This window comes from Calothrix sp. NIES-2098 (genome assembly GCF_963875125.1).
In the GTDB taxonomy this organism is placed as follows: domain Bacteria; phylum Cyanobacteriota; class Cyanobacteriia; order Cyanobacteriales; family Nostocaceae; genus Aulosira.
In genome coordinates, this window is the sequence record NZ_CAWNKJ010000001.1 from 4,257,191 (window position 1) to 4,277,518 (window position 20,328).

Genomic DNA, 20,328 nt, shown 5'->3' on the forward strand with positions numbered 1-20,328 from the left:
TATATATATAAATTATTGGTAAAAATTTTGTAATTTTATATTTACATAGGATATGCCATTCAAAAAAATTCTGTTTTTTTTCAATGTAAAGCTCACAGAAAATTATCTTAAATAGTTAGATTTTTAATTACAGAAAGTATTTTATTTAAAATTACTATTTAATGGGGAAGTTGCAGAAATTTAGTATATACAGCTAATTGGTGTTATGTTTATATGGCTTTTTAATTATAAAGATATGTATTTTTAAAAATATTAAGTATATTTTTGATTTAAGTAATTTTCGTAAAAAACTTTTATATAAATAATTTTTTTAAATTTAGTTTATTTATAGTTGATTATTTGAATGTTTCATCACAATCGCGCTCGCCCACAATAAGGTTTTCTTATTATTCAAATAATTTCGATTTATATTTTTTCTTTAGATGGCAAAAAATTCTTTTTTTAGCAAATCTACAGTAAAATTTCATAGCTTTTGATTTAGAAAAATTTGCGGTTAATCCACTATTCCGAATTGGTAGCAACTATTATTCATGCTTCCAAAGATTGCACTAGGAAACTCCAACCTATAACTATTTTACTTAAATGAGAATAAAGCAAATACACAAAAAAAGCTTACCCGTTCTATATAAAAAGGAAAGAGACTTTATCTTCCTCCTTAGTGTTATATTACCCAGTTGGAAAACAAAACTAACGTCATCTAGTAGTCAAATCTAAAGCAATACAGATTTCACCAGTGCTAACTAGAATATTTACTGACATTTCCTATGAACGAAGAACCAATCAAATTATAAGTTTATCCTCAGGAGAAAAAAATTTTGTCCTCAGATTGTTTATCGGAGGTGAAATTGGGGAATGCTTAAAAATAGCAAATAATCACCTACAAACAGTGGTTATATAAACAACAGTATCGCGCAATTATCAAGGTAACGGTGGCAATGGTAGAGCCTGAAAACAAATTATCTGCCCTAAAAGATGGTTGGGCTTCCCAAGAAACAAGAGAAAAACAACGCCTCGAAGCATTGTCAGAGTTAGGTTTGCGGCAATCAGAAACAATTCCTGTCTTTGAAGAAGCCACGCAAACCGCTGCTCATTTTTTGGAAGCACCCATTTCGATTTTGGGATTTGTAGATCAAGAACGTCATTGGTTCAAGTCAGCAGTAGGTTTATCTAGGCTGGGACTAATGAATCATTTAGCACAAAGCCGTCAATTATTACGCCGGGAATCTTTTTGCACCCAAGTAGTAGATAGCTTTCAATTTTTAGTAATTAATGATACACATAAAATTACTGATTCGGTATTAGCTTCTAGTAAGTTGATACAGGATTACGGTATTCGCGCTTACTTAGGAGCGCCATTGATTGATGCTTCCGGCCACTGTTTGGGTGCGTTGGCGGTAATGGATTTAGTACCACGTAACTTTACTACTCGCGATATTGAATTTTTACAAATCATCGCTCGTTGGAGCATGAGTGAGTTTGAGCGCAATCGACTGCTAAAAGCAAAGTCAGAAATTAGTATTCCCAAAAACACAATTAGCTTATCATTCAGCGACGACAATAGTAGTGAGATCAAAATTACCCCACCTGCTTTAGAACAAGACTCTCGTTCTACGAAGCAACTCAAACTAGAACTATTAGGACAACTAACTCAGGAGTTACGTACACCCTTAACCTCTGTACTCGGAATGGCTAGTGTTTTAGGACGTGAAATTTACGGGCCTTTAACGACTAAGCAAAGAGAATATCTCGATATCATCCAACACAGCGGTCGATATTTACTATCCTTAGTTAATGAAATTACTGAACTAGGAGCAATGGACGACGGCTCAACCGATTTGAATATAGCTCCTGTAGATATTGAGATGGTATGTCAACAAGCTATCAATACTTTAGAAGAAGCTGCAAATCGTCGCGAACAAGATATTCGTTTATCTATCGAACCCGGTCACAGTCGCATTTGTCCTTTAGATAAAGATAAGGTGCGACAAATGTTGTATCACCTAATTTTTAGCGTGATTCAACTTTCTGCTACAGGTAGTGTGGTGCGCATTCATGTCTCTTACAAAGAAAATACACTCAACATTACAGTTTGGGTTTCCCATCCTTGGCTAGGAGACGGAATAACTGAGGTCGATCCCTATTTTCGTCTTAGTCCCTTGTCTTTGCTGGAACTGACAGGTGAAGCCGCCGCCTATAATATCCATGCAGACAACCTTGAACTAGCAGGAAATTTGCCGCTAGTAGTGGAAAAGTCAAAAAACATGATTGATTCGCACTCAGATGTTTTAACTGTCAATTCTGGGATAGGTGCTACTCAATCACATAATAGTTTGTCTCGCGAAAGCTTAGGTTTATTACTTAGCTGTCAGCTAGCAGAATTACACGGTGGACAAATTACGATTCAAGGTTCTCCAGAAGCCGGATACCGCTATGTGTTGTCTTTGCCATTACAAGTTGTGGCTTCTTCAGAAGCAGTAAGTGATGTGTGATGAGGAAAAACTACTCAATATAGCATTTCTCACTTCAGTGAGGTACAGAAAAATTTAATTACCACAGATGTAGACACAAATTGGCTTCTCGTTCGTCGTTCCCGCCAAGAAGGGTACACAAGATAAATACAAATAAATACAAATAAATTTGTACCTGAGCAGATTAGGAAACGCTATGGCGTTATAAAGTGCGTACATCCTCCTGGTGAATCCGACTAAAGCATTCTCTTTGAGAATCCGCCAAACTGAGTACGCGAGAGTTGTCTTTAGTGGGAAAGAATCTATAGTGCTGCTTCACCAGGACGCATGAATAATAATTTGGATTAGCTATGAACGACTCACCTTTTTGACACAACAGCGTTAAAAATTAGCTGTTGGAACTAGCACGACTGGAAATTTGTCAGATGATGGGCAAGAATGCAAAAGTCATCAATATTGAATAATGATGATTGACTATTGATGAAATTCCCAATCTGCATTATTACCTTTTTGTAACTACCCGCATTACGATCGAGTCCAAGTTCTAAGCGGGCGTGCTAATCAGTCACAGCGTTTTTTATGAATTTAGTCTGGCAAAGGTTCACGTTATCTGATTTAAGAGTCCAAAAATATTTTGCTACCAGTTACCTACACCACTCTTTGGTGGGGCTGTTATCTTCCTGGCGGCAAGGTAGTATATTGCTCCAGTGGGGAGACACAATTGCAGTAGCCTTACTTAGTCTAGTGTACGGTTTGGCACCCTTTGTTTCAACTACTTTGATTGGGTTGTTGCTGGCAGCTTGTGTAGGATTTTGGCTATTACTGACCTTATCTGATGAAGCAACATCAACTAATGCCTCATCATTTACTCCTATTCACTTGCTGGTATTGCTCTATTGGGTAGTTGCTGTAGTTGCTACAGCATTCTCACCAGTAAAAAAAGCAGCATTGAGCGATTTAGTCACTTTCACGCTCTATTTAATGCTGTTTGCTCTTTGTGCTAGGGTGCTGAGGTCATCTCGCCTGCGGTCTTGGCTAATAATTCTCTACCTACACGTGTCGCTAATTGTTAGCGTATATGGGTTGCGGCAATGGTTTTTTGGCGCAAATGCATTAGCCACTTGGGTTGACCCAGAATCGCCGCTGTCGAAAACGACTAGGGTCTACAGTTATTTGGGTAATCCCAATTTATTGGCAGGGTATCTTCTACCGGCGGTAATTTTTAGTTTGGTGGCAATTTTTGCTTGGCAAAGCTGGTTTAAAAAAGCACTTGCATTAACAGCGTTAATTGTCAATGCTTCTTGCTTAGTTCTCACCTTTAGTCGTGGCGGTTGGATTGGTTTAGTGGCAGCAATATTAACAGTAATGGCATTGCTGATTTATTGGTGGAGCGTGCAAATGCCTCCTTTTTGGCGTACTTGGTCGCTGCCAATTATTCTTGGAGGTTTAATAGGGATATTAGTCTTAGCGGTCATCTTTATTGAGCCGGTGCGCTTACGAGTGTTGAGTATTTTTGCTGACCGCCAAGATAGCAGTAATAATTTCCGCAGGAATGTCTGGGATGCGGTATTTGAGATGATTCGCGATCGCCCTATACTCGGTATTGGCCCTGGTCACAATGCTTTTAATAAAATCTACCCCCTTTACCAACGTCCCCGTTATAGCGCTTTGAGTGCCTATTCAATCTTGCTAGAAATTGCTGTAGAAACTGGATTTATTGGTTTAAGCTGTTTTCTGTGGCTGTTAATTGTCACCTTTAATACAGGTTATATGCAATTGCGACGATTGCGGCAGTTAAGAAGCATTGAGGGATTTTGGTTAATTGGAGCGATCGCATCTATGGTAGGTATGCTTGCTCATGGGACTTTTGATACTGTCTGGTTTCGCCCTGAAGCTAATAGCCTCTGGTGGCTGTTAGTGGCTTTGATAGCGAGTTACTGGATACCTGTAAATCAACATAAAAATTCAGAACTCACTTCAGCTAGCTCAGAACCAGCAGCAAACTAAAATGAGTTAGTTGTCAGTCATACCACACCTGACAACTAACTATATAACAATTACCAATTACTTAGTCCCTGTAGCTAGTAGCGCTTGGAGCATTGGGATCGCGATAACGGGTAGGTTCATCATCGCGCTTTCTACCTGTCAAGCCAGCAAGACCTAATAAACCAAGTAATCCCAGCCAACCCCAATCAAAATCATTGCGATCGTAGGTTGTTGTGTTTGTAGTAGTGCTGGTTCCAGTGGTTCCAGTGGTTCCAGAGTCAGTATTAGTATTAGTTTGAGCTTGTACAGGTAAAGTTAAGGACAAAATTGCCATACTCAAGGTAACAACGCCTGTACCAATCGCTTTAGTTAAATTGCTAGTCATAGTGAAAGTTCCTCATCCCTTCAAGATTGTTTACCACTTTACCGAGTTCCAGAAATAACAAAATCAATCTATGGCGATAAAATCGGCTTTTTCTTAACTCTGACTGAGGATATAAATCAAACTTTTTACTGCAATAAAATAATTGCAACATAGGGATGACACCAAGCCAGTCCCAGAAGGTAATTTTCAATCTAAAATCCAAAATGGTATGACTCTGGTGTAGTAATTTAGTCAAAATAATGCCTAATAATTTTTCATTGCCCGTTCCATATCACGCCGATCTTGGCGTTTTTTCAAATCTTCTCGCTTATCGTGGAGCTTTTTACCTTTACCAAGGGCTATACTCACTTTTACACGTCCGCGTTTGAAGTACATCTTTAAGGGGACTAAAGTCAAACCCTGCTGTTCCACTTTACCGATTAGCTTGCGGATTTCCTGACGATGCAGTAACAGCTTGCGCGTCCGGCGTGGTTCGTGATTAAAATATTGACCGCTAGCCGTGTAAGGTGAAATATGAGCGTTGATTAACCATGCTTCGCCATTGCGAATCAACGCATAGCCATCTTGGAGATTCACTTTCCCGGCACGAATCGATTTCACCTCTGTTCCTGTCAATTGAATTCCAGCTTCGTATGTTTCCAGGATTTCATATAAATAACGGGCTTGTCGATTGTCGCTAACTACTTTGTAACCTTCACTTTTGTCACTCATGGAAATCGTGCTTACTGAAAATGTGTCTAAAAAATAGTTTGAGTCGGTAGAAAAATTGCTTTAGGCTAGATAAAACCAAGATCAATGGTTACTCTAGGTATGAGACTCATCTTCTTAATTTAGCTTTTTCAAGTTCTCAATGAGAATTTTTTCGGCAAATTTTGCTTCTACCAGAGCGCCGATCCATAAATTTTAATTTACAGTAGGGTAAAAAGATTACTCTATCTTGCTGGTTAGTTGTTATGAATTGCTACATTATTTATCTTTGCCAAGCAGTAAAATGGAACGCTGCGTTAAAATTTATTAACAATATTCTCATGAATTAAGATTTTCTTTATAAATCAGTCCTTAGGCAGTCATTAGCTGGTAATCCTGTCATAGTATGAAAAATAAGAGCACATCATTCTTGCCTGTGTTCACTAATAGTGCTCAAACAAGCCAATTTGTTAGTAAAAAAAATGCTAGGGGTGTACTGTCCATGCCCTTGACGATCCTTGTAGTGGATGACGATTTGGGCACTCGTCTGTCAATTAGCGATTATCTTGAACTGTCTGGCTACTCAGTGATTACGGCGAATGATGGTCAAGAAGCGTTGATGATGGTGGAGGAGTACCATCCTGATTTGATTGTCACTGATATTGTCATGCCAAGAATGAATGGCTATGAATTGGTGCGCCGAGTGCGTCAAAAAGCGGAGTTCCGTTTATTACCTGTAATTTTATTAACAGCAAGAACTAAGACTCAAGAGAGGATTCTGGGCTACCAATCGGGTTGCGATTTATATTTGCCCAAACCCTTTGAATTAGAAGAGTTAGCCGCAGCTATTCGTAATCTACTGGAGCGATCGCAAATTATTCAATCAGAGTATCGCTTTTCTCATCAAGAAAACTTGGGCAATTCCAACCCAAAAAAACCGATGGAAGCCCATTCTACTGAAATTACTCAAATTCAAGAATCTCAAATGCTCTCTAGTTTGACTTCCAGAGAGCAGGAAGTGCTAGAACTCTTAACGCATGGTCTTTCTAATGCCGATATGGGTCAACAGCTACACTTAAGTGCGCGCACCGTAGAAAAGTACGTTAGTAGCTTGTTGAGAAAAACAGCCACCAGTAACCGCGCTGAACTGGTGCGTTTTGCGATTAAGCATGGTCTAGTGGAATAGTAAAGCAAGTGCTGAGTAATGAGTTTTCACTCTAAATACTCAGCATTGGCTGAATCAACACTTACGTTTTTAGTTGCTGACTAATAATATTTTGCAGCAGACCCTCACAAGCATCGACTAGCAGATCGATTACTTGATTAAATCCTTCCGTACCACCATAGTAAGGATCGGGAACTTCTTCGAGTGTGTACCGAGAACAAAAATCACACATTAATCGAACTTTGTCGCGATCGTACTGGGTTGGGTCGAGCACAAGAATATCCTGATAATTGTCCCGATCCATCGCCAAAATCAAGTCAAAGTCTTGAAAGTCCGATTTACGAAACTGGCGGGCTTGACCTCGCAGTTTAATCCCCAACTTTTTCTCAGCTGCGGCACTCATGCGACGATCGGGGGGGCTACCAATGTGATAACTAGATGTACCCGCCGAGTCACAGACAATACTATTGCTTAAGCCAGCCTGTTCAATCAGATGATTCATAATGTTTTCTGCCGATGGCGAACGACAGATATTACCCAGGCAGACAAAAAGTAGTTTGTAGGGCATAAGTATTTCGCTTCGCTCAGTCCAAAGTCAAGAGTTAAAAGTCAAAAGTAATTCATTTTGAACGCCACTTGCTCCACTTGAGGAAACCCCAAGAACGCAGTGGCTCCTCTTGACTCTTGACCTTTGACTAAAATCCAGGCAATTCCAGCCCACTGGTCAAATCTTCCATGCGTTCGCGCATTGTAGCTGTGGACTTGTTGTAGGCGTCTTTCATCGCCACTGTCACTAAGTCGGACAGTACTTCTGCTCCTTCTTTTAAAGCATCTGGAGAAATTTCTACTCGTTTGGGTTCTTGGTTGCCACTGACAATTACCTTGATCAGACCACCGCCAGACTCTCCTTGAATCTCCATTTGCTCTAATTCTTCTTGGAGACGCTTTGCGCCTTCTTGAACTTGTTGCGCTTTTTTGAAAGCTTCGGCTAGTTCTTTCATTTTTCCCAAGCCAAAGCCAAAACCCTGTCCTTTACCTGTCATAATAGATAGTCCGCGTGTGCGTTAAATAACAAATCAAATTCAATTATAGATGCGGTAGGCAAATTGCCTCTTTTTTTACTCATAATTAATGCTGAGGAGCATTGATTGCTGAACGCTATGATGATGAATTTCCCCAAGCTCAACAAGCTAGTTGAAATTCTCCTAGCATTTTAACTTCTGGTTCTAAGCTAATTGACCAACGATCTTGCACTTGCTGCTGAATATGACGAATCAGACAAAAGATATCGCTAGCTTTTGCTCCGCCACGGTTAACGATAAAATTAGCATGGAGTTGTGCTACTTGCGCGCCACCAATTTGGAAGCCTTTTAATCCAGTTTGTTCAATTAACCAGCCAGCAGAGTAAGGTTTGGGGTTGCGGAACACGCTGCCACAACTAGGGAAGTTGTAGGGTTGGGTAGTCAGCCGATGCTGTTTGTGTTCTTTGGTGGCTGCTATAACTTTTGCTGGATCGGCACCAGGTCGCAGTTGGAAGGTGGCTTGAGTAACTATGCGATCGCTACCTTGCAATAATGAAGTCCGGTAACTATAACCCAATTCTGCCGGAGTAAGAGTTTCTAGAGTGCCATCGGGTGAAAGTACCTGAGCGCTGACTAACATATCTGCGGTGCAGCTATTGTGGGCTCCCGCGTTCATGACGACAGCACCCCCAACAGTTCCGGGGATGCCGACAGCCCATTCTAGTCCTTCCCAGCCTAAATCGGCTGCTTGCCATGCCAAGTTAGGAATCGATTCTCCAGCAGCAACGGTTAATTGACCGGTTTCGGGGTCAAAGTGACTATATCTCAGATGACGAGTTGCTATTACTAAGCCTGTGATTCCGCGATCGCTTACTAATAAGTTAGAACCTGCACCCAGTATTGTTACTGAGATATCACGTTCTTTTGCATACTTTAATCCTGCTTGCATTGCTTCGATGTTGCGGGGGGCAATGTATAGTTGTGCAGCTCCACCCACCCGATAGGAAGTATACGCAGACAAAGAAGCTTGAGACTTAATAGCGCAATCAGTACCTGGTAAATAAATTACTGGACTTTCAACGGAATTAGCTGTTTCCTGTTTCTCTGACGTCAATGTAGAAACTTTGCAGACGCTGCTATCTGCCTGGAAGGTTGTCATTTTTAGGCTGAGTTTAGAGAAATTTTTACATTTATGTGCCGTCTGAATACGGCTGTACTATGAAATTTTTATGAAACTGTGACAAATGAGACTTTAACAGTGTCATCACTTAAGATGTAGCTTTTGCCGGTTCGCAAAGTGTGGCAATTATTTCGGGAATAGTTTGATTCAAGTTCCCAGCACCGAGAAACAGTGCTAAATCTCCGGGACGCAATGTTTTGAGTAAGAATTCGCTAATCGATGGCAAGGTGGGTTGATAAACAACCTGTGGGTGCTGTTTAGCAATTGCTGCTGCTAATAGTTCGCCACTAACTTGCCCTAAATTTGGTTCTCCAGCACTGTAAATATCAGTCAGCACAACCAGATCGGCATGGGTAAAAGATTCAGCAAATTCTTCTAAAAAGGTCATTGTGCGACTATAGCGATGGGGCTGAAAAATAGCCACAACTCTTTGTCCGGGTCTAGCTTGCAGACGTGCGGCCGCTAGGGTAGCGCGAATTTCGCTAGGGTGATGGGCATAATCATCAATGAAGGTAATGCCATCAACTTCACCTCGAAACTCAAAGCGCCGTCTTGCGCCTTCAAAGGTGGCGATACCTTTGGCAATTTCCCCAAATTCTAAGCCCAATACACGACCTACGGCGACAGCTGCTAGAGCATTGCTGAGGTTGTGCCGACTAAGTAGGCGCAAATTCAACATGCCTAAAGCTTTACCTCTTTCCCAAACTAAAGCTGTAGTACCATCAGAGCGATAGTCAATATTAGTAACGGTATAATCAGCGTTACTATCTGAGTGCAGGCTATAAGTGATTGTTGGTTTTAAGCGATCGCGTACTGTTGCACAATCAATGCTACCTACTAAAGTCTGACAACCTTGCGCAAATTCTTGGAAGATATCAACCACTTCTTCTAATGTTTCATAGTGGTCGGGATGATCGAGTTCAATATTGGTGATCACGCCAATTGCTGGGGCGTGTTTTACCAAAGACCCATCTGATTCATCTGCTTCAGCTACGAGATACTGACTTTCTCCTAATCTGGCATTACCTTCCCAAGCATTTACTTCGCCACCCACGAGAATAGTTGGATCTAAACCTGCTTTTAGTAGCATGTAGCCAATCATACTACTAGTTGTAGTTTTACCGTGGGTTCCTGCTACTGCAATACTATGGTAATCAGCAATTAAAGCTGCTAGTACATCTGAACGATGCAAAATTGGGCAGCCTAATTCTAGGGCTGCTTTATATTCTAAATTAGTTGTGTTAATTGCTGTTGAACAAATTACTTGAGGCAGCGTTGAGTTGTCTGTAGGACGTACTTCTGAGAGTGAGTTTAATGCTACTCCAGAGGTTACTTTTGGGCGAAAGAATTCCAGATTGCTGGCTTCTTGTCTACTAAAAATATGAGTTCCGATAGATTCTAACTTTCGTGTAATGTGATTTGGACGAAGATCTGAACCTGATACTGGTAATTGACGTTTGGCAAGAACATATGCCAAAGCAGACATACCTATGCCACCAATACCAATGAAATGAAATGGTCTACCGCTAAAATCTACAGAATTCTTCATTCGATTACTCCTCTTACACCACACCACACCATAATCACAAATGACACGCGTATCATAACAGGAATTGGATTTTTCCCGTAACTGCTCCTGTATATATTTATTTTTTTTAGGTTCGTAAATTTTTCTCCTCTTGTTTTTTAGGTTCAGAATGATTTTACCTTTGTTAGAGGTTTTTACTATTTCTGAACTGTATCTTATGATTATTCTGAAAATTTCTGCCACATCGGGAAAGAAATTCTTGTAATGAGAAACACATATTTTAGCGTCCTTACTGGAATTGGCTACAATAGTCTGTTTCTAGTGAAACTGCTTTTAAATTAGATAAAACCTAGGGTTGAATTGAATACAATAGTACATTGATAGTGAAATTTTTTGAAATTGAATAGAAGTCCAATTTTAAGTGGATGCAGCAATTAGCAATTTTTGGTGGCACATTCGATCCAATTCATTGGGGACACCTACTTATAGGCGAGACAGCTTTGCATCAAGTACCTGTAGAACAGATAATTTGGGTGCCATCGCTAAATCCTCCACATAAACAAGCAGCTTTGTTTGAGCATCGAGTAGCAATGCTACAACAAGCTACACAAGATCGTCCGGGATTTACTGTTTCACTAATTGAAACAAATCGCTCTGGAACGTCCTATGCTATCAATACACTGATCGATTTATCTGCTGCTTATCCCAAGACTCACTGGTACTGGATTGTTGGTTTAGATGCATTCCAAACCTTACCTCATTGGTACCGCGGACACGAACTAGCTCAGATGTGTGATTGGTTAATTGCACCCCGACTCCTAGGTGGTGAGACTATAGCTCAAAGTGAGTTAATCTGCAAGCAAGTAGAGCAAGAATTGATAAATCAGTCTGTTAGCATTCGCTGGCAATTATTGCATATACCTTTAGTAGGAGTTTCGTCAAGTCTAATTCGCCAATTAATCCGTGTACGCCAGTCTATCCGATATTTAGTTCCTGAGGCGGTGAGGTTGTACATCGCTGCCCACAACCTTTACTCAAAATAAATCTGAATAAATTATGTGTTTTTTTTCGGGATCTAACACTTTATGGTTATTAATGCTCCCCCCCTTTGCGATATGATTGGGGTCAACAAGATAAACTTATAGGCATAAATACAGAGGGCAAGACACTGTGATTAGAGTCGCAATCAACGGTTTCGGGCGGATTGGGCGTAACTTTGCACGTTGCTGGGTCGGTAGACAGAACAGCAACATCGACCTTGTCGCTATTAATGACACATCAGACCCTAGAACGAACGCTCACCTGCTGAAATATGACTCCATGCTAGGGAAGTTAAAGGATGTTGACATTACAGCGGATGATAACTCGATAATCATTAACGGTAAGACAGTTAAGTGCGTATCCGATCGCAATCCAGAAAACTTGCCCTGGAAAGATTGGGGAATAGACCTAATTATCGAAGCAACAGGTGTATTTACCAGCAAAGAAGGCGCACTGAAGCACGTTAATGCTGGAGCCAAGAAGGTTCTAATCACCGCCCCTGGTAAAAACGAAGATGGTACTTTTGTGGTTGGTGTGAATCATCATGACTATGACCACAACAAACACCACATCATCAGCAATGCCAGCTGTACCACCAACTGCTTGGCTCCAATTGCCAAGGTGTTGAATGAGAAATTCGGGATTATCAAAGGTACAATGACCACTACTCACAGCTACACAGGGGATCAGCGCTTATTAGACGCTTCTCACCGTGATGTACGCCGGGCTAGAGCAGCAGCTATTAATATTGTACCCACTTCTACTGGTGCAGCAAAAGCTGTAGCATTAGTGATCCCAGAACTGAAAGGCAAGCTTAATGGTGTTGCCTTACGTGTACCTACCCCAAACGTTTCAATGGTAGATTTCGTAGTTCAGGTTGAGAAGCGTACTATTACGGAAGAAGTTAATCAAGCCTTAAAAGATGCCTCCGAAGGCCCACTTAAAGGTATCTTGGATTATAGCGAATTACAACTAGTGTCATCCGACTATCAAGGTACTGATGCTTCTTCGATTGTTGATGCTAGCTTGACTCTGGTTATGGGCAATGACTTAGTAAAAGTCATGGCTTGGTACGATAACGAGTGGGGTTACAGCCAACGAGTTCTAGATTTAGCAGAACTAGTAGCACAGAAGTGGCAATAAAAAAGAGTCAAGGGTCAAGGGTCACAAAGTTAAAATATGTATGTTGAGCTTTTGACTCTTGACTATGGACTCTGGACTATTGACCAAAATGTTGAAATCCCTGACTAAGAGTTAAAACTTGGTCGGGGATTTCTGCTTTTTCATCATGTAATAGTACTTTTGTTCCTGATATGATTGTGCCGATAATTGCCGCACCTCGACCGAGTTTTTCTACTAAAGCTGATGCTGCATCTGTTGGCAAACACAGAACTAATTCAAAGTCTTCGCCGCCGTATAAAGTATAGTTCAGGGCTTGCTCCTCGGTTAGCCAATGCTCAAACGCTACGGGAAGCGAAATTTTCTTAGCTTCAACAATAGCGCCCACGCCACTAGCACGGCAGATTTGCACAATAGCATCTGCCAAACCATCGCTACTGTCCATTCCCGCCACAGAAATTTTAGATTGGGAGTCTAAAATTTTCCAGAGTATGGGTAAGACATCTAATCGTGGCTGAGGACGCTGGTGTGCGGTGATTAAAGCCGTCTTTTCTGCATCTTTGACGTTTTGTCCTATTTCGGGATGTAAGAGCAATTCTAAGCCTGCACGGGAGGCTCCATGAATACCTGTGATGACGATCGCATCTCCGACTTGGGCCGCAGAACGACGGATAATTCTACTGGGATCGGCTTGACCAAATGCGGTAATCGATAAAGTAGTAACAGGCGATCGCACAATATCACCACCCACAATTGGCGTATTGTACCTTTGCAAGCATTCTGTCATTCCCTGGTATAAGCGTTCAACCCAACTAACGCTGACATCCCCTGGAAGTCCCAATCCCACAGCGATCCCCAAAGGTGAAGCACCCATCGCCGCCAAATCCGATAAATTAGCAGCAGCAGCCCGCCAACCAGCATCTTCTGGTGAAGTGGTGACATTACTAAAATGCACGTCATCAACTAATACATCTGTCGTTACTACCAAAGATTGTCCTGGTGTAGTTACAAGTACTGCTGCGTCATCGCCAATAATTTCTTGAGGACAAAAGCGCTGCAATCTAGCTAACAGGCCTTGTTCGCCAATATCTTTTACTTTAGTCATTTCTCCCCACCCTCTCCCGCACTTCTCACACTCCCTCATCCTCCTTGTCCCCTGCGCCACTCTACTTCTGCACTTCATAAACCCTCAAGTTAGGATAATGGTATCGTCTAGGGGGATATTGGGATGGTCACTACACCAGTAACAAAGCTAACATTTGAAGAGTACTTAAACTATGATGATGGCAGTGGTTTTCACTATGAACTGGTGGATGGCAAGCTGGAATTAATGAATCCTCCGACGATTGAACATTTCTTGATTGTTGCTTTTTTAGATACCGCATTCACAGCAGAAATTAATCGTTTAAGTTTACCTTGGCTAACATTTCGGGAAACGGGTACGAGGACAGGGAAGAATAAGTCCAGGTTGACTGACTTGTGTGTGGTGACGCAGGAGCAAGCAAGAGAATTACTGAAGGTTTCAGCTGTGTTCGAGACCCCACCATTACTAATCGTAGAGGTAGTCAGCCCAGATTCAATCAAGCGAGACTATCGTTACAAGCGTTCTGAATATGCAGCGGTTGATGTACCCGAATATTGGATTGTAGACCCGTTAGAAAGAAAGATTTCCTTGCTGTTACTGGAAGAAGGACTGTACGAAGAGACAGTGTTTACTGCTGAAGAGAAAATTGTATCGCGGACTTTTCCCGAATTAGCGATCGCAGTCGATGTAGTTTTGAGTTCGGGAAATCTCAGCTGAAGGTTCAAGTATGAAGTCAGAAGGCTGAAACGGAACACTTCATTCTTCATACTTAATCCTTTATCCTTAATTCATGCCGCTTCTGGCTGAACCAAGTTTTCTATACCCTGAACGACAGTGGCAGACTCAATTTTGTCTCCAGCCTTGAGTTTATCCAAAACTTCTTCGCCTTCGGTAAGATAACCAAAAACAGCGTAGCGACCATCTAAGAGGTTGCGTCCGGCGGGGGTGAGTTCTGGTTCAAACAAGAAGAAGAAAAACTGAGAAGAAGCACCATTTACTTGGCTTTCAGGACGCGCCATAACTACAGCCCCAAAAGAAGAGAAAGGCAGAACGGGCATATCAACGTAACGTCCGGCTTCTTCGAGAGTAATACCGTAAGTAGGAGCTTTATCGCCTTCAACTAGAATTTCTAAAGGAATGGCGCGGTATTTCCCAGTTTTTGGCTCGATAAAACCGACATCTTTGCCTGGTGGATCTCCTGTTTGTAAAAAGTATGATTCTTCAGCACGGGTAAATTCTAAACCGTTATAAAACCCACGTTGCACCAAATCAACAAAGTTACCAGCGGTGACAGGGGCGCTATAACCATCGACTACCACAGTTAGATCGCCTTTGTTGGTTTTAATGTCCACAGTAGCCCGACCTTTGAGTTGAGGTAGGTTACTGTACTCTTTAGGTACTTCAAAAGGAAATTCCTTCACCATTGACTCTTCCAAGCGAGTCACGAGATTTAGAAGTTGATTGCGTTCTTGCTGAATTTTTTCTTTATCTTTGACTTTGACTAATTCTTGCAGTGTATTAACGCCAGATTTCAATTCTTCAATCCAAGCTTTCGCTTGGGGTTGGCGTTCTTCGGGAACGCTTGCTAGGATTTTGGATGGTTGATCGAGAACTCTGGATGCTTTACTGAGGTCTTTAGAGATAGAACCCCACCGTCGATTTGCCCGCAGTTGGTTGGAAATGTCTTCTAAACTGGCTTGTAATTGCCGTACAGGTTCATTGTTTATCGGGAGTGCATACCGCAACAGAGATCTGCCATCAGTAATTGCATTTCCAGCTGGTAGGGCGGCGCTACTGGAGGGAGTCCACCCAGCTGTACTTATGCCTAAAAATATTGTCACCAGCAGTATTGCCATGAGGCTGTTCTTCAGCCAGGATTTTATTAAGTTAAACATGGTATGGCTTAAATGCAGCATCAAATTGTTGACTGGGCGTAACCCATCACTTATCTTCCCACAGTTAGGAGTGCTGAGTTTTGAGTCAAAAGTCAAAAGTCCAAAGTCTACAATTTCTTGACCCTTGAACGCCAGTTCACTCAACGGAGGGAACCTCCGCACGTGAATGGCTCCTCTTGACTCTTAACTCTTGACTAAATAACTAATAACCAATGACTACCCTTGAAGGGTACAATAAATGCCGATTGTCTTCCAAAACTTGAAAGTTTCATGATCTCCAGTAACGACTTTCGCCCCGGTGTCTCAATTGTTTTAGATGGGTCTGTATGGCGAGTAATTGATTTCCTCCACGTTAAGCCAGGTAAAGGCTCGGCGTTTGTGCGGACAACACTGAAAAATGTCCAGAGTGGAAAGGTTTTAGAAAGAACTTTCCGGGCTGGGGAAACAGTACCGCAAGCCACTCTCGAAAAAAGCACGATGCAGCATACCTATAAAGAAGGTGATGAATTCGTCTTTATGGATATGGAAAGCTACGAAGAAGGTAGATTGAGCGCGGCACAAATTGGCGATCGCGTAAAATACCTCAAAGAAGGCATGGAAGTTAACGTCGTGCGTTGGGGCGACCAAGTGCTAGAAGTAGAACTGCCCAATTCCGTAGTTTTAGAAATTGTGCAAACAGATCCGGGTGTTAAAGGGGACACGGCTACTGGTGGTACTAAACCAGCCATTGTCGAAACCGGTGCAACTGTGATGGTTCCCTTGTTTATTGCTCAAGGAGAACGCATCAAGATTGATACCCGTGATGATAAATACTTAGGCAGGGAATAATTCTTATCTCTTTTGAGAGCAATCCCGATTTCAATCCCTTTATAGGGATTAAATCCCTGCCACACTTAAAATTTTTCTATACGTACAGGTCGAGGTAATAAAAACTGTGCCATTGGACTTTAATGAAATTCGCCAACTGCTTGCAACTATTGCACAAACAGATATTGCCGAAGTCACGCTCAAAAGCGATGACTTTGAGCTAACGGTACGTAAAGCTGTGAGTTTGGCGGTAGGTCAAGCAGCATCAGGCGGTGTGGTTGGTGTGGGATTAACATCAGTTTCACCTGTTGCACCTCAAACAGTATCAACTGTTGTAGGGGAAACAGCGCCAAGTCGGATATTAGATAATAATGCTGCGGGATCTGGTATACAGATGTCAGGAACGCCCTCAGCCATTGATAAGAGATTAGTCGAAGTGCCTTCCCCGATGGTAGGAACGTTTTATCGTGCGCCTGCGCCGGGTGAGGCTCCATTTGTGGAAGTAGGCGATCGCGTCCGCAGCGGTCAAACAGTTTGTATCATTGAAGCGATGAAGCTGATGAACGAAATTGAGGCTGAAGTATCCGGACAGGTAATGGAAATTTTGGTGCAAAACGGAGAACCTGTAGAATATGGTCAGCCTTTAATGCGAATTAACCCTGATTAAGTATTAATCTATATATGACGTGAGTCGTTGTTAAAGTTGTCAGTACTGCGGGTTAATCCTGATGAAACAAGTGTTGCCTGTACCACCAGAAGTGGTGCAACAAGTAGCTGAATACTTCAGTCTGTTAAGTGAACCGATGCGCCTGAGGCTGTTGCACTTACTACGAGATGAAGAAAAATGCGTACAAGAGTTGGTAGAGGCAACACAGACTTCGCAGGCAAATGTCTCAAAACACCTCAAGGTAATGTGGCAAGCAGGTATCCTTAGCCGCCGCAGTGAAGGAACCTGCGCCTACTACCGAGTGGAAGATGAAATGATTTTTGAATTATGTAATCGGGTTTGCGATCGCCTAGCTACTAGGTTAGAACAGCAAGCCCATAACTTTCGCGTATTGAATAGTAAACTTTAAATGAAGAGTCCAGAGTCCAATGTCCAAAGTCCAGAGTTCTACATATTTTTGACTTTTGACTTTTAACTCTTGACTCTTGACTCTTGATTAAAGTGGATAATCTTTCTGAAAGCTTTCACGGGTCATTGGTTGATCTATGACTACGCCTTCACCACCTAAAACATCCAACTTCTTGCCATTGACATCAATGTAAACTTTGGCATTGGGATTTATTGTAGTAGCGGTGTAGACAACTTGCCCGACACGACCCGTCATCGAGCTACTACCACCGCCACTGGTAAACTCTTCAGATAAATTCACGTGGATCTCATCATTATTGACGGTGAGACCTAGCAATTTAGTGCCTTTGGGGATGGTAGTAGATTCTGCGCCTTCTGTTGGGCCTGCTAATAAATTTTGGAAGGCTGTTTCTAAAACTTGGTTAGGTTGAGTAGCAGCTATTTTTACTGGTTGGGGAGCGAGTTCCAACTTTTTGCCATTGTCTTTGAGCCAGTAAATGTTAGCAGTTTGCTCTTGACCTGGCTGTGCTGTTCTGTTTCCAGGCTGGGTTAATGTTCTTGAGGTATTTGGTGGTGTAGGCGGATTGCTGGAGTGTAAAGTAAGCCAAGCTACGCCGCCACTGACCGCTACCACCGCTGCTGAGACAGCTGCAATTACACCTGAAGAGTTCCGATTAGTTCCTTGTTGGTCTTTCATATTTAAAACCTGCTTGACTGGGGGCTGAGATGATCTTTGTGGGAAGAGCAGCCTGATTAAAGACGGTACTTATAAATGGGGAGTTTCCAAACACTTAGAGTATGGCTATTTATAACAACAACGCTGCCATGTCTCTTTCCGCAGGGACTACTTTTAATTTTAGATTCGTACTTCTAGTCCGTCACCTGTCCAATTATGTAAATCTCATAGTTTATTGAGATAATTTACAACTCGATACAGGGTAGCGATTGAACAGAATACTAATAAATTAACGGTTAAGGTAGACGCACAAACTCAAGATACATAGGGGCGGAATAAAGATTTTGTCATAAATTTTATCTGTGCCCCTATGTGTTTAATTATTTATTTATATCGCGGCTGCAATCCATTGTTTGATTGTACTTGTCACTAGATCGATGTCAATTTCTTGAGATTGACGAGTTGCTCTTTGGACAACTTCTACCTTGCCATTAGCGATCGCTCTACCAGTTACTATTCTGTAAGGTATACCAATCAAATCGGCATCTTTGAATTTTACTCCTGCCCGTTCATCCCGATCGTCTAGTAAAGTTTCAATTCCGGCTTGATTCAGTTCTTTGTAGAGTTTTTCAGCGATTTCTACTTGTTGGGCATCTTTAATGTTAGGAATGGTGACGATCGCATGGTAGGGCGCGATCGCTACTGGCCAGATAATCCCATCTTTATCGTAGGATTGCTCTACAGCCGCTTGTGCTAAACGTGACACGCCCACGCCATAACAACCCATAACTAAAGGTTTTTCTTCCCCTTGTTCATTGGTATAAGTTGCACCCATCGCCACAGAATACTTTGTTCCCAATTGGAAGATGTGACCAGCTTCGATCCCACGAGCGCTTTGTAGAGTTTTTTCTGGATTGTGGAGTGCGCGATCGCCCAGTCTGGCTTTGCGAATATCTACTACTAATTCAGGTAATTTAAATTGCTCGCCCCAATTAGCTCCAACTACGTGATATCCAGTTTCGTTTGCGCCAGTGACGAAGTTCTTTAAATCAACAGCTGTTTTATCGACAAGTCGCAAAAACTTGGAATGTATCTTTTTGTCGCCCTTAATATACTCATCGGCGAGATCGGGTGCAATATAGCCTAAAGGCAGAGATTTTGCTGCCCATGTAGCTTGGGTTTCAGAGCTAGGTACATTCAAGGCAATGATAGTTTTGGCACCGTAATTAGCAGCTAACTTGGTCAATTCGTTTTGCAACTTGACTTCGTTAACTTCCTGATCGCCTCGGATACTTACTAGAACTAAAACAGTTGTGCCATTGTCATAAACTGTCTGATAAAGAACATTCTTCACTACTTGGGTAGGAGAACATTTGAGAAACTTACAGACTGTTTCAATTGTGTCTGTTCCTGGTGTCTCCCGTTTTTCATGAGTTGTAAACTCGGAAGTTACCGCATCTGCTGGTAAAGAAACAGCTTTTTCCACATTAGCAGCGTATTTGCCATCTTCGGTGTAGAGAACTTCGTCTTCACCTGCTTCCGCCAATATCATGAATTCTGTGGAACCAGAACCACCAATAGCGCCAGAGTCAGCTTCTACTGCACGGAAAGCCAAACCAGCACGCCGCAGCATATTGCTGTAAGCCTTGTACATATCTTGGTAAGTGGCTTTAAGGCTTTCTTCATCGACATGGAAGGAGTAGGCGTCCTTCATGATAAATTCTCGTCCGCGCATCAAACCAAAGCGGGGACGAATTTCATCGCGGAATTTTGTTTGAATTTGGTAGAGATTTAGGGGTAGCTGACGGTAAGAGCGAATCATATCACGGGCGATCGTCGTGATGACTTCCTCGTGAGTCGGCCCTAATCCTAATTGTTGCTCGCGACGGTCGATGAGGGAAAACATAATACCCTCAGCTTTCGTGTAAGTATCCCAGCGTCCGGATTCTTTCCATAACTCCGCAGGTTGTAATTGCGGTAACAAACATTCTTGTGCGCCTGTGGCGTTCATTTCTTCACGGACAATTTGGGAAACTTTTTGCAATACCCGCCACATCAATGGCAAATAAGCATAAACACCGCTACCGATGCGACGAATATAACCTGCACGTAGTAATAATTTATGACTGGGAATTTCCGCATCAGCTGGATCGTCCCGCAGTGTAACGAATAACATTTGTGACAGTCGCATCGTTTATTCCCTTTCCCAA

General features: G+C 42.0%; 19 protein-coding genes. 9 read left to right on the plus strand and 10 right to left on the minus strand.

The annotated features are described in order from the left end of the window. Nucleotides 1-935 precede the first annotated feature (935 nt). Together AACU33_RS17815 and AACU33_RS17820 are read left to right on the plus strand one after the other, a co-directional pair. Nucleotides 936-2,489 carry a GAF domain-containing sensor histidine kinase gene (locus AACU33_RS17815; RefSeq protein WP_096589937.1) on the plus strand — a complete coding sequence of 518 codons (1,554 nt, stop codon included), beginning with the start codon at nt 936-938 and terminating at the stop codon, nt 2,487-2,489. Between the two features lie 558 nt (nt 2,490-3,047). Next, complete coding sequence (locus tag AACU33_RS17820; protein ID WP_096589938.1) at nt 3,048-4,475, plus strand: IctB family putative bicarbonate transporter; 1,428 nt, start codon at nt 3,048-3,050, stop codon at nt 4,473-4,475. Between the two features lie 61 nt (nt 4,476-4,536). Here the strand turns inward: AACU33_RS17820 and AACU33_RS17825 are convergent, their stop codons facing one another. Both AACU33_RS17825 and smpB read right to left on the minus strand, forming a co-directional pair. Then, nucleotides 4,537-4,839: a WGxxGxxG family protein gene (locus tag AACU33_RS17825; protein WP_096589939.1), complete on the minus strand. Its 303-nt coding sequence runs from the start codon at nt 4,837-4,839 to the stop codon at nt 4,537-4,539. Between the two features lie 243 nt (nt 4,840-5,082). After that, complete coding sequence (gene smpB, locus AACU33_RS17830) at nt 5,083-5,550, minus strand: SsrA-binding protein SmpB (protein WP_096589940.1); 468 nt, start codon at nt 5,548-5,550, stop codon at nt 5,083-5,085. A 478-nt stretch (nt 5,551-6,028) separates the two neighbouring features. Here smpB and AACU33_RS17835 point away from each other — a divergent pair, with 478 nt between their 5' ends. Beyond that, complete coding sequence (locus AACU33_RS17835; protein ID WP_096595289.1) at nt 6,029-6,712, plus strand: response regulator; 684 nt, start codon at nt 6,029-6,031, stop codon at nt 6,710-6,712. A gap of 61 nt (nt 6,713-6,773) precedes the next feature. Here AACU33_RS17835 and AACU33_RS17840 read toward each other — a convergent pair whose 3' ends face one another. From AACU33_RS17840 to murC, 4 genes are all read right to left on the minus strand, one after another. Then, nucleotides 6,774-7,259, minus strand: a complete 486-nt coding sequence (locus AACU33_RS17840) for a low molecular weight protein-tyrosine-phosphatase (protein WP_096589941.1) — start codon at nt 7,257-7,259, stop codon at nt 6,774-6,776. 127 nt (nt 7,260-7,386) lie between these two features. Further along, the gene (locus AACU33_RS17845; protein WP_096589942.1) at nt 7,387-7,734 is read right to left on the minus strand and encodes a YbaB/EbfC family nucleoid-associated protein; all 348 of its coding nucleotides are present in this window, start codon (nt 7,732-7,734) and stop codon (nt 7,387-7,389) included. A gap of 139 nt (nt 7,735-7,873) precedes the next feature. Further along, nucleotides 7,874-8,872: a UDP-N-acetylmuramate dehydrogenase gene (murB, locus tag AACU33_RS17850; protein ID WP_096589943.1), complete on the minus strand. Its 999-nt coding sequence runs from the start codon at nt 8,870-8,872 to the stop codon at nt 7,874-7,876. A gap of 109 nt (nt 8,873-8,981) precedes the next feature. Next, nucleotides 8,982-10,442, minus strand: coding sequence for a UDP-N-acetylmuramate--L-alanine ligase (gene murC / locus AACU33_RS17855; protein ID WP_096589944.1), 1,461 nt, complete (start codon nt 10,440-10,442; stop codon nt 8,982-8,984). Nucleotides 10,443-10,846: 404 nt separating this feature from the next. On the opposite strand from murC, the gene nadD reads away from it, so the two are divergent. Both nadD and AACU33_RS17865 read left to right on the plus strand, forming a co-directional pair. Then, the gene (gene nadD / locus AACU33_RS17860) at nt 10,847-11,464 is read left to right on the plus strand and encodes a nicotinate (nicotinamide) nucleotide adenylyltransferase (protein ID WP_096589945.1); all 618 of its coding nucleotides are present in this window, start codon (nt 10,847-10,849) and stop codon (nt 11,462-11,464) included. 127 nt (nt 11,465-11,591) lie between these two features. Further along, a complete protein-coding gene (locus AACU33_RS17865; protein ID WP_096589946.1) occupies nt 11,592-12,605 on the plus strand; it encodes a type I glyceraldehyde-3-phosphate dehydrogenase in 1,014 nt (337 codons plus the stop codon). A gap of 76 nt (nt 12,606-12,681) precedes the next feature. On the opposite strand, the gene thiL is transcribed toward AACU33_RS17865, so the two are convergent. Continuing rightward, nucleotides 12,682-13,686, minus strand: coding sequence for a thiamine-phosphate kinase (gene thiL / locus AACU33_RS17870; protein WP_096589947.1), 1,005 nt, complete (start codon nt 13,684-13,686; stop codon nt 12,682-12,684). 123 nt (nt 13,687-13,809) lie between these two features. Between thiL and AACU33_RS17875 the strand changes: the two genes are divergently transcribed. Continuing rightward, nucleotides 13,810-14,382 (plus strand): Uma2 family endonuclease, encoded by a 573-nt coding sequence (locus AACU33_RS17875; RefSeq protein WP_096589948.1) that lies wholly within the window; start codon nt 13,810-13,812, stop codon nt 14,380-14,382. A 71-nt stretch (nt 14,383-14,453) separates the two neighbouring features. Here AACU33_RS17875 and AACU33_RS17880 read toward each other — a convergent pair whose 3' ends face one another. Next, nucleotides 14,454-15,560, minus strand: coding sequence for a peptidylprolyl isomerase (locus AACU33_RS17880; protein ID WP_096595290.1), 1,107 nt, complete (start codon nt 15,558-15,560; stop codon nt 14,454-14,456). A 270-nt stretch (nt 15,561-15,830) separates the two neighbouring features. Here AACU33_RS17880 and efp point away from each other — a divergent pair, with 270 nt between their 5' ends. From efp to AACU33_RS17895, 3 genes are all read left to right on the plus strand, one after another. Then, nucleotides 15,831-16,388: an elongation factor P gene (gene efp / locus AACU33_RS17885; RefSeq protein ID WP_096589949.1), complete on the plus strand. Its 558-nt coding sequence runs from the start codon at nt 15,831-15,833 to the stop codon at nt 16,386-16,388. Between the two features lie 106 nt (nt 16,389-16,494). Continuing rightward, nucleotides 16,495-17,034 (plus strand): acetyl-CoA carboxylase biotin carboxyl carrier protein, encoded by a 540-nt coding sequence (gene accB, locus AACU33_RS17890; protein ID WP_096589950.1) that lies wholly within the window; start codon nt 16,495-16,497, stop codon nt 17,032-17,034. 61 nt (nt 17,035-17,095) lie between these two features. Next, a complete protein-coding gene (locus AACU33_RS17895; protein ID WP_086683299.1) occupies nt 17,096-17,443 on the plus strand; it encodes an ArsR/SmtB family transcription factor in 348 nt (115 codons plus the stop codon). Between the two features lie 87 nt (nt 17,444-17,530). Here the strand turns inward: AACU33_RS17895 and AACU33_RS17900 are convergent, their stop codons facing one another. After that, nucleotides 17,531-18,139: a GerMN domain-containing protein gene (locus tag AACU33_RS17900; RefSeq protein WP_096589951.1), complete on the minus strand. Its 609-nt coding sequence runs from the start codon at nt 18,137-18,139 to the stop codon at nt 17,531-17,533. Nucleotides 18,140-18,506: 367 nt separating this feature from the next. Beyond that, nucleotides 18,507-20,309 carry a proline--tRNA ligase gene (locus AACU33_RS17905; RefSeq protein ID WP_096589952.1) on the minus strand — a complete coding sequence of 601 codons (1,803 nt, stop codon included), beginning with the start codon at nt 20,307-20,309 and terminating at the stop codon, nt 18,507-18,509. Between the last annotated feature and the right edge of the window lie 19 nt (nt 20,310-20,328).

What these genes read in the sequence shown, in the direction of transcription:
- AACU33_RS17820 (WP_096589938.1), top strand. Translation starts at nt 3,048, where the DNA reads ATGAATTTAGTCTGGCAAAGGTTCACGTTATCTGATTTAAGAGTCCAA.
- thiL (WP_096589947.1), bottom strand. Translation starts at nt 13,686, where the DNA reads ATGACTAAAGTAAAAGATATTGGCGAACAAGGCCTGTTAGCTAGATTG.
- murC (WP_096589944.1), bottom strand. Translation starts at nt 10,442, where the DNA reads ATGAAGAATTCTGTAGATTTTAGCGGTAGACCATTTCATTTCATTGGT.
- AACU33_RS17880 (WP_096595290.1), bottom strand. Translation starts at nt 15,560, where the DNA reads ATGTTTAACTTAATAAAATCCTGGCTGAAGAACAGCCTCATGGCAATA.
- AACU33_RS17815 (WP_096589937.1), top strand. Translation starts at nt 936, where the DNA reads ATGGTAGAGCCTGAAAACAAATTATCTGCCCTAAAAGATGGTTGGGCT.
- AACU33_RS17900 (WP_096589951.1), bottom strand. Translation starts at nt 18,139, where the DNA reads ATGAAAGACCAACAAGGAACTAATCGGAACTCTTCAGGTGTAATTGCA.
- AACU33_RS17895 (WP_086683299.1), top strand. Translation starts at nt 17,096, where the DNA reads ATGAAACAAGTGTTGCCTGTACCACCAGAAGTGGTGCAACAAGTAGCT.
- nadD (WP_096589945.1), top strand. Translation starts at nt 10,847, where the DNA reads ATGCAGCAATTAGCAATTTTTGGTGGCACATTCGATCCAATTCATTGG.
- smpB (WP_096589940.1), bottom strand. Translation starts at nt 5,550, where the DNA reads ATGAGTGACAAAAGTGAAGGTTACAAAGTAGTTAGCGACAATCGACAA.
- AACU33_RS17845 (WP_096589942.1), bottom strand. Translation starts at nt 7,734, where the DNA reads ATGACAGGTAAAGGACAGGGTTTTGGCTTTGGCTTGGGAAAAATGAAA.
- murB (WP_096589943.1), bottom strand. Translation starts at nt 8,872, where the DNA reads ATGACAACCTTCCAGGCAGATAGCAGCGTCTGCAAAGTTTCTACATTG.
- AACU33_RS17875 (WP_096589948.1), top strand. Translation starts at nt 13,810, where the DNA reads ATGGTCACTACACCAGTAACAAAGCTAACATTTGAAGAGTACTTAAAC.
- efp (WP_096589949.1), top strand. Translation starts at nt 15,831, where the DNA reads ATGATCTCCAGTAACGACTTTCGCCCCGGTGTCTCAATTGTTTTAGAT.
- AACU33_RS17825 (WP_096589939.1), bottom strand. Translation starts at nt 4,839, where the DNA reads ATGACTAGCAATTTAACTAAAGCGATTGGTACAGGCGTTGTTACCTTG.
- AACU33_RS17840 (WP_096589941.1), bottom strand. Translation starts at nt 7,259, where the DNA reads ATGCCCTACAAACTACTTTTTGTCTGCCTGGGTAATATCTGTCGTTCG.
- AACU33_RS17835 (WP_096595289.1), top strand. Translation starts at nt 6,029, where the DNA reads ATGCCCTTGACGATCCTTGTAGTGGATGACGATTTGGGCACTCGTCTG.
- AACU33_RS17905 (WP_096589952.1), bottom strand. Translation starts at nt 20,309, where the DNA reads ATGCGACTGTCACAAATGTTATTCGTTACACTGCGGGACGATCCAGCT.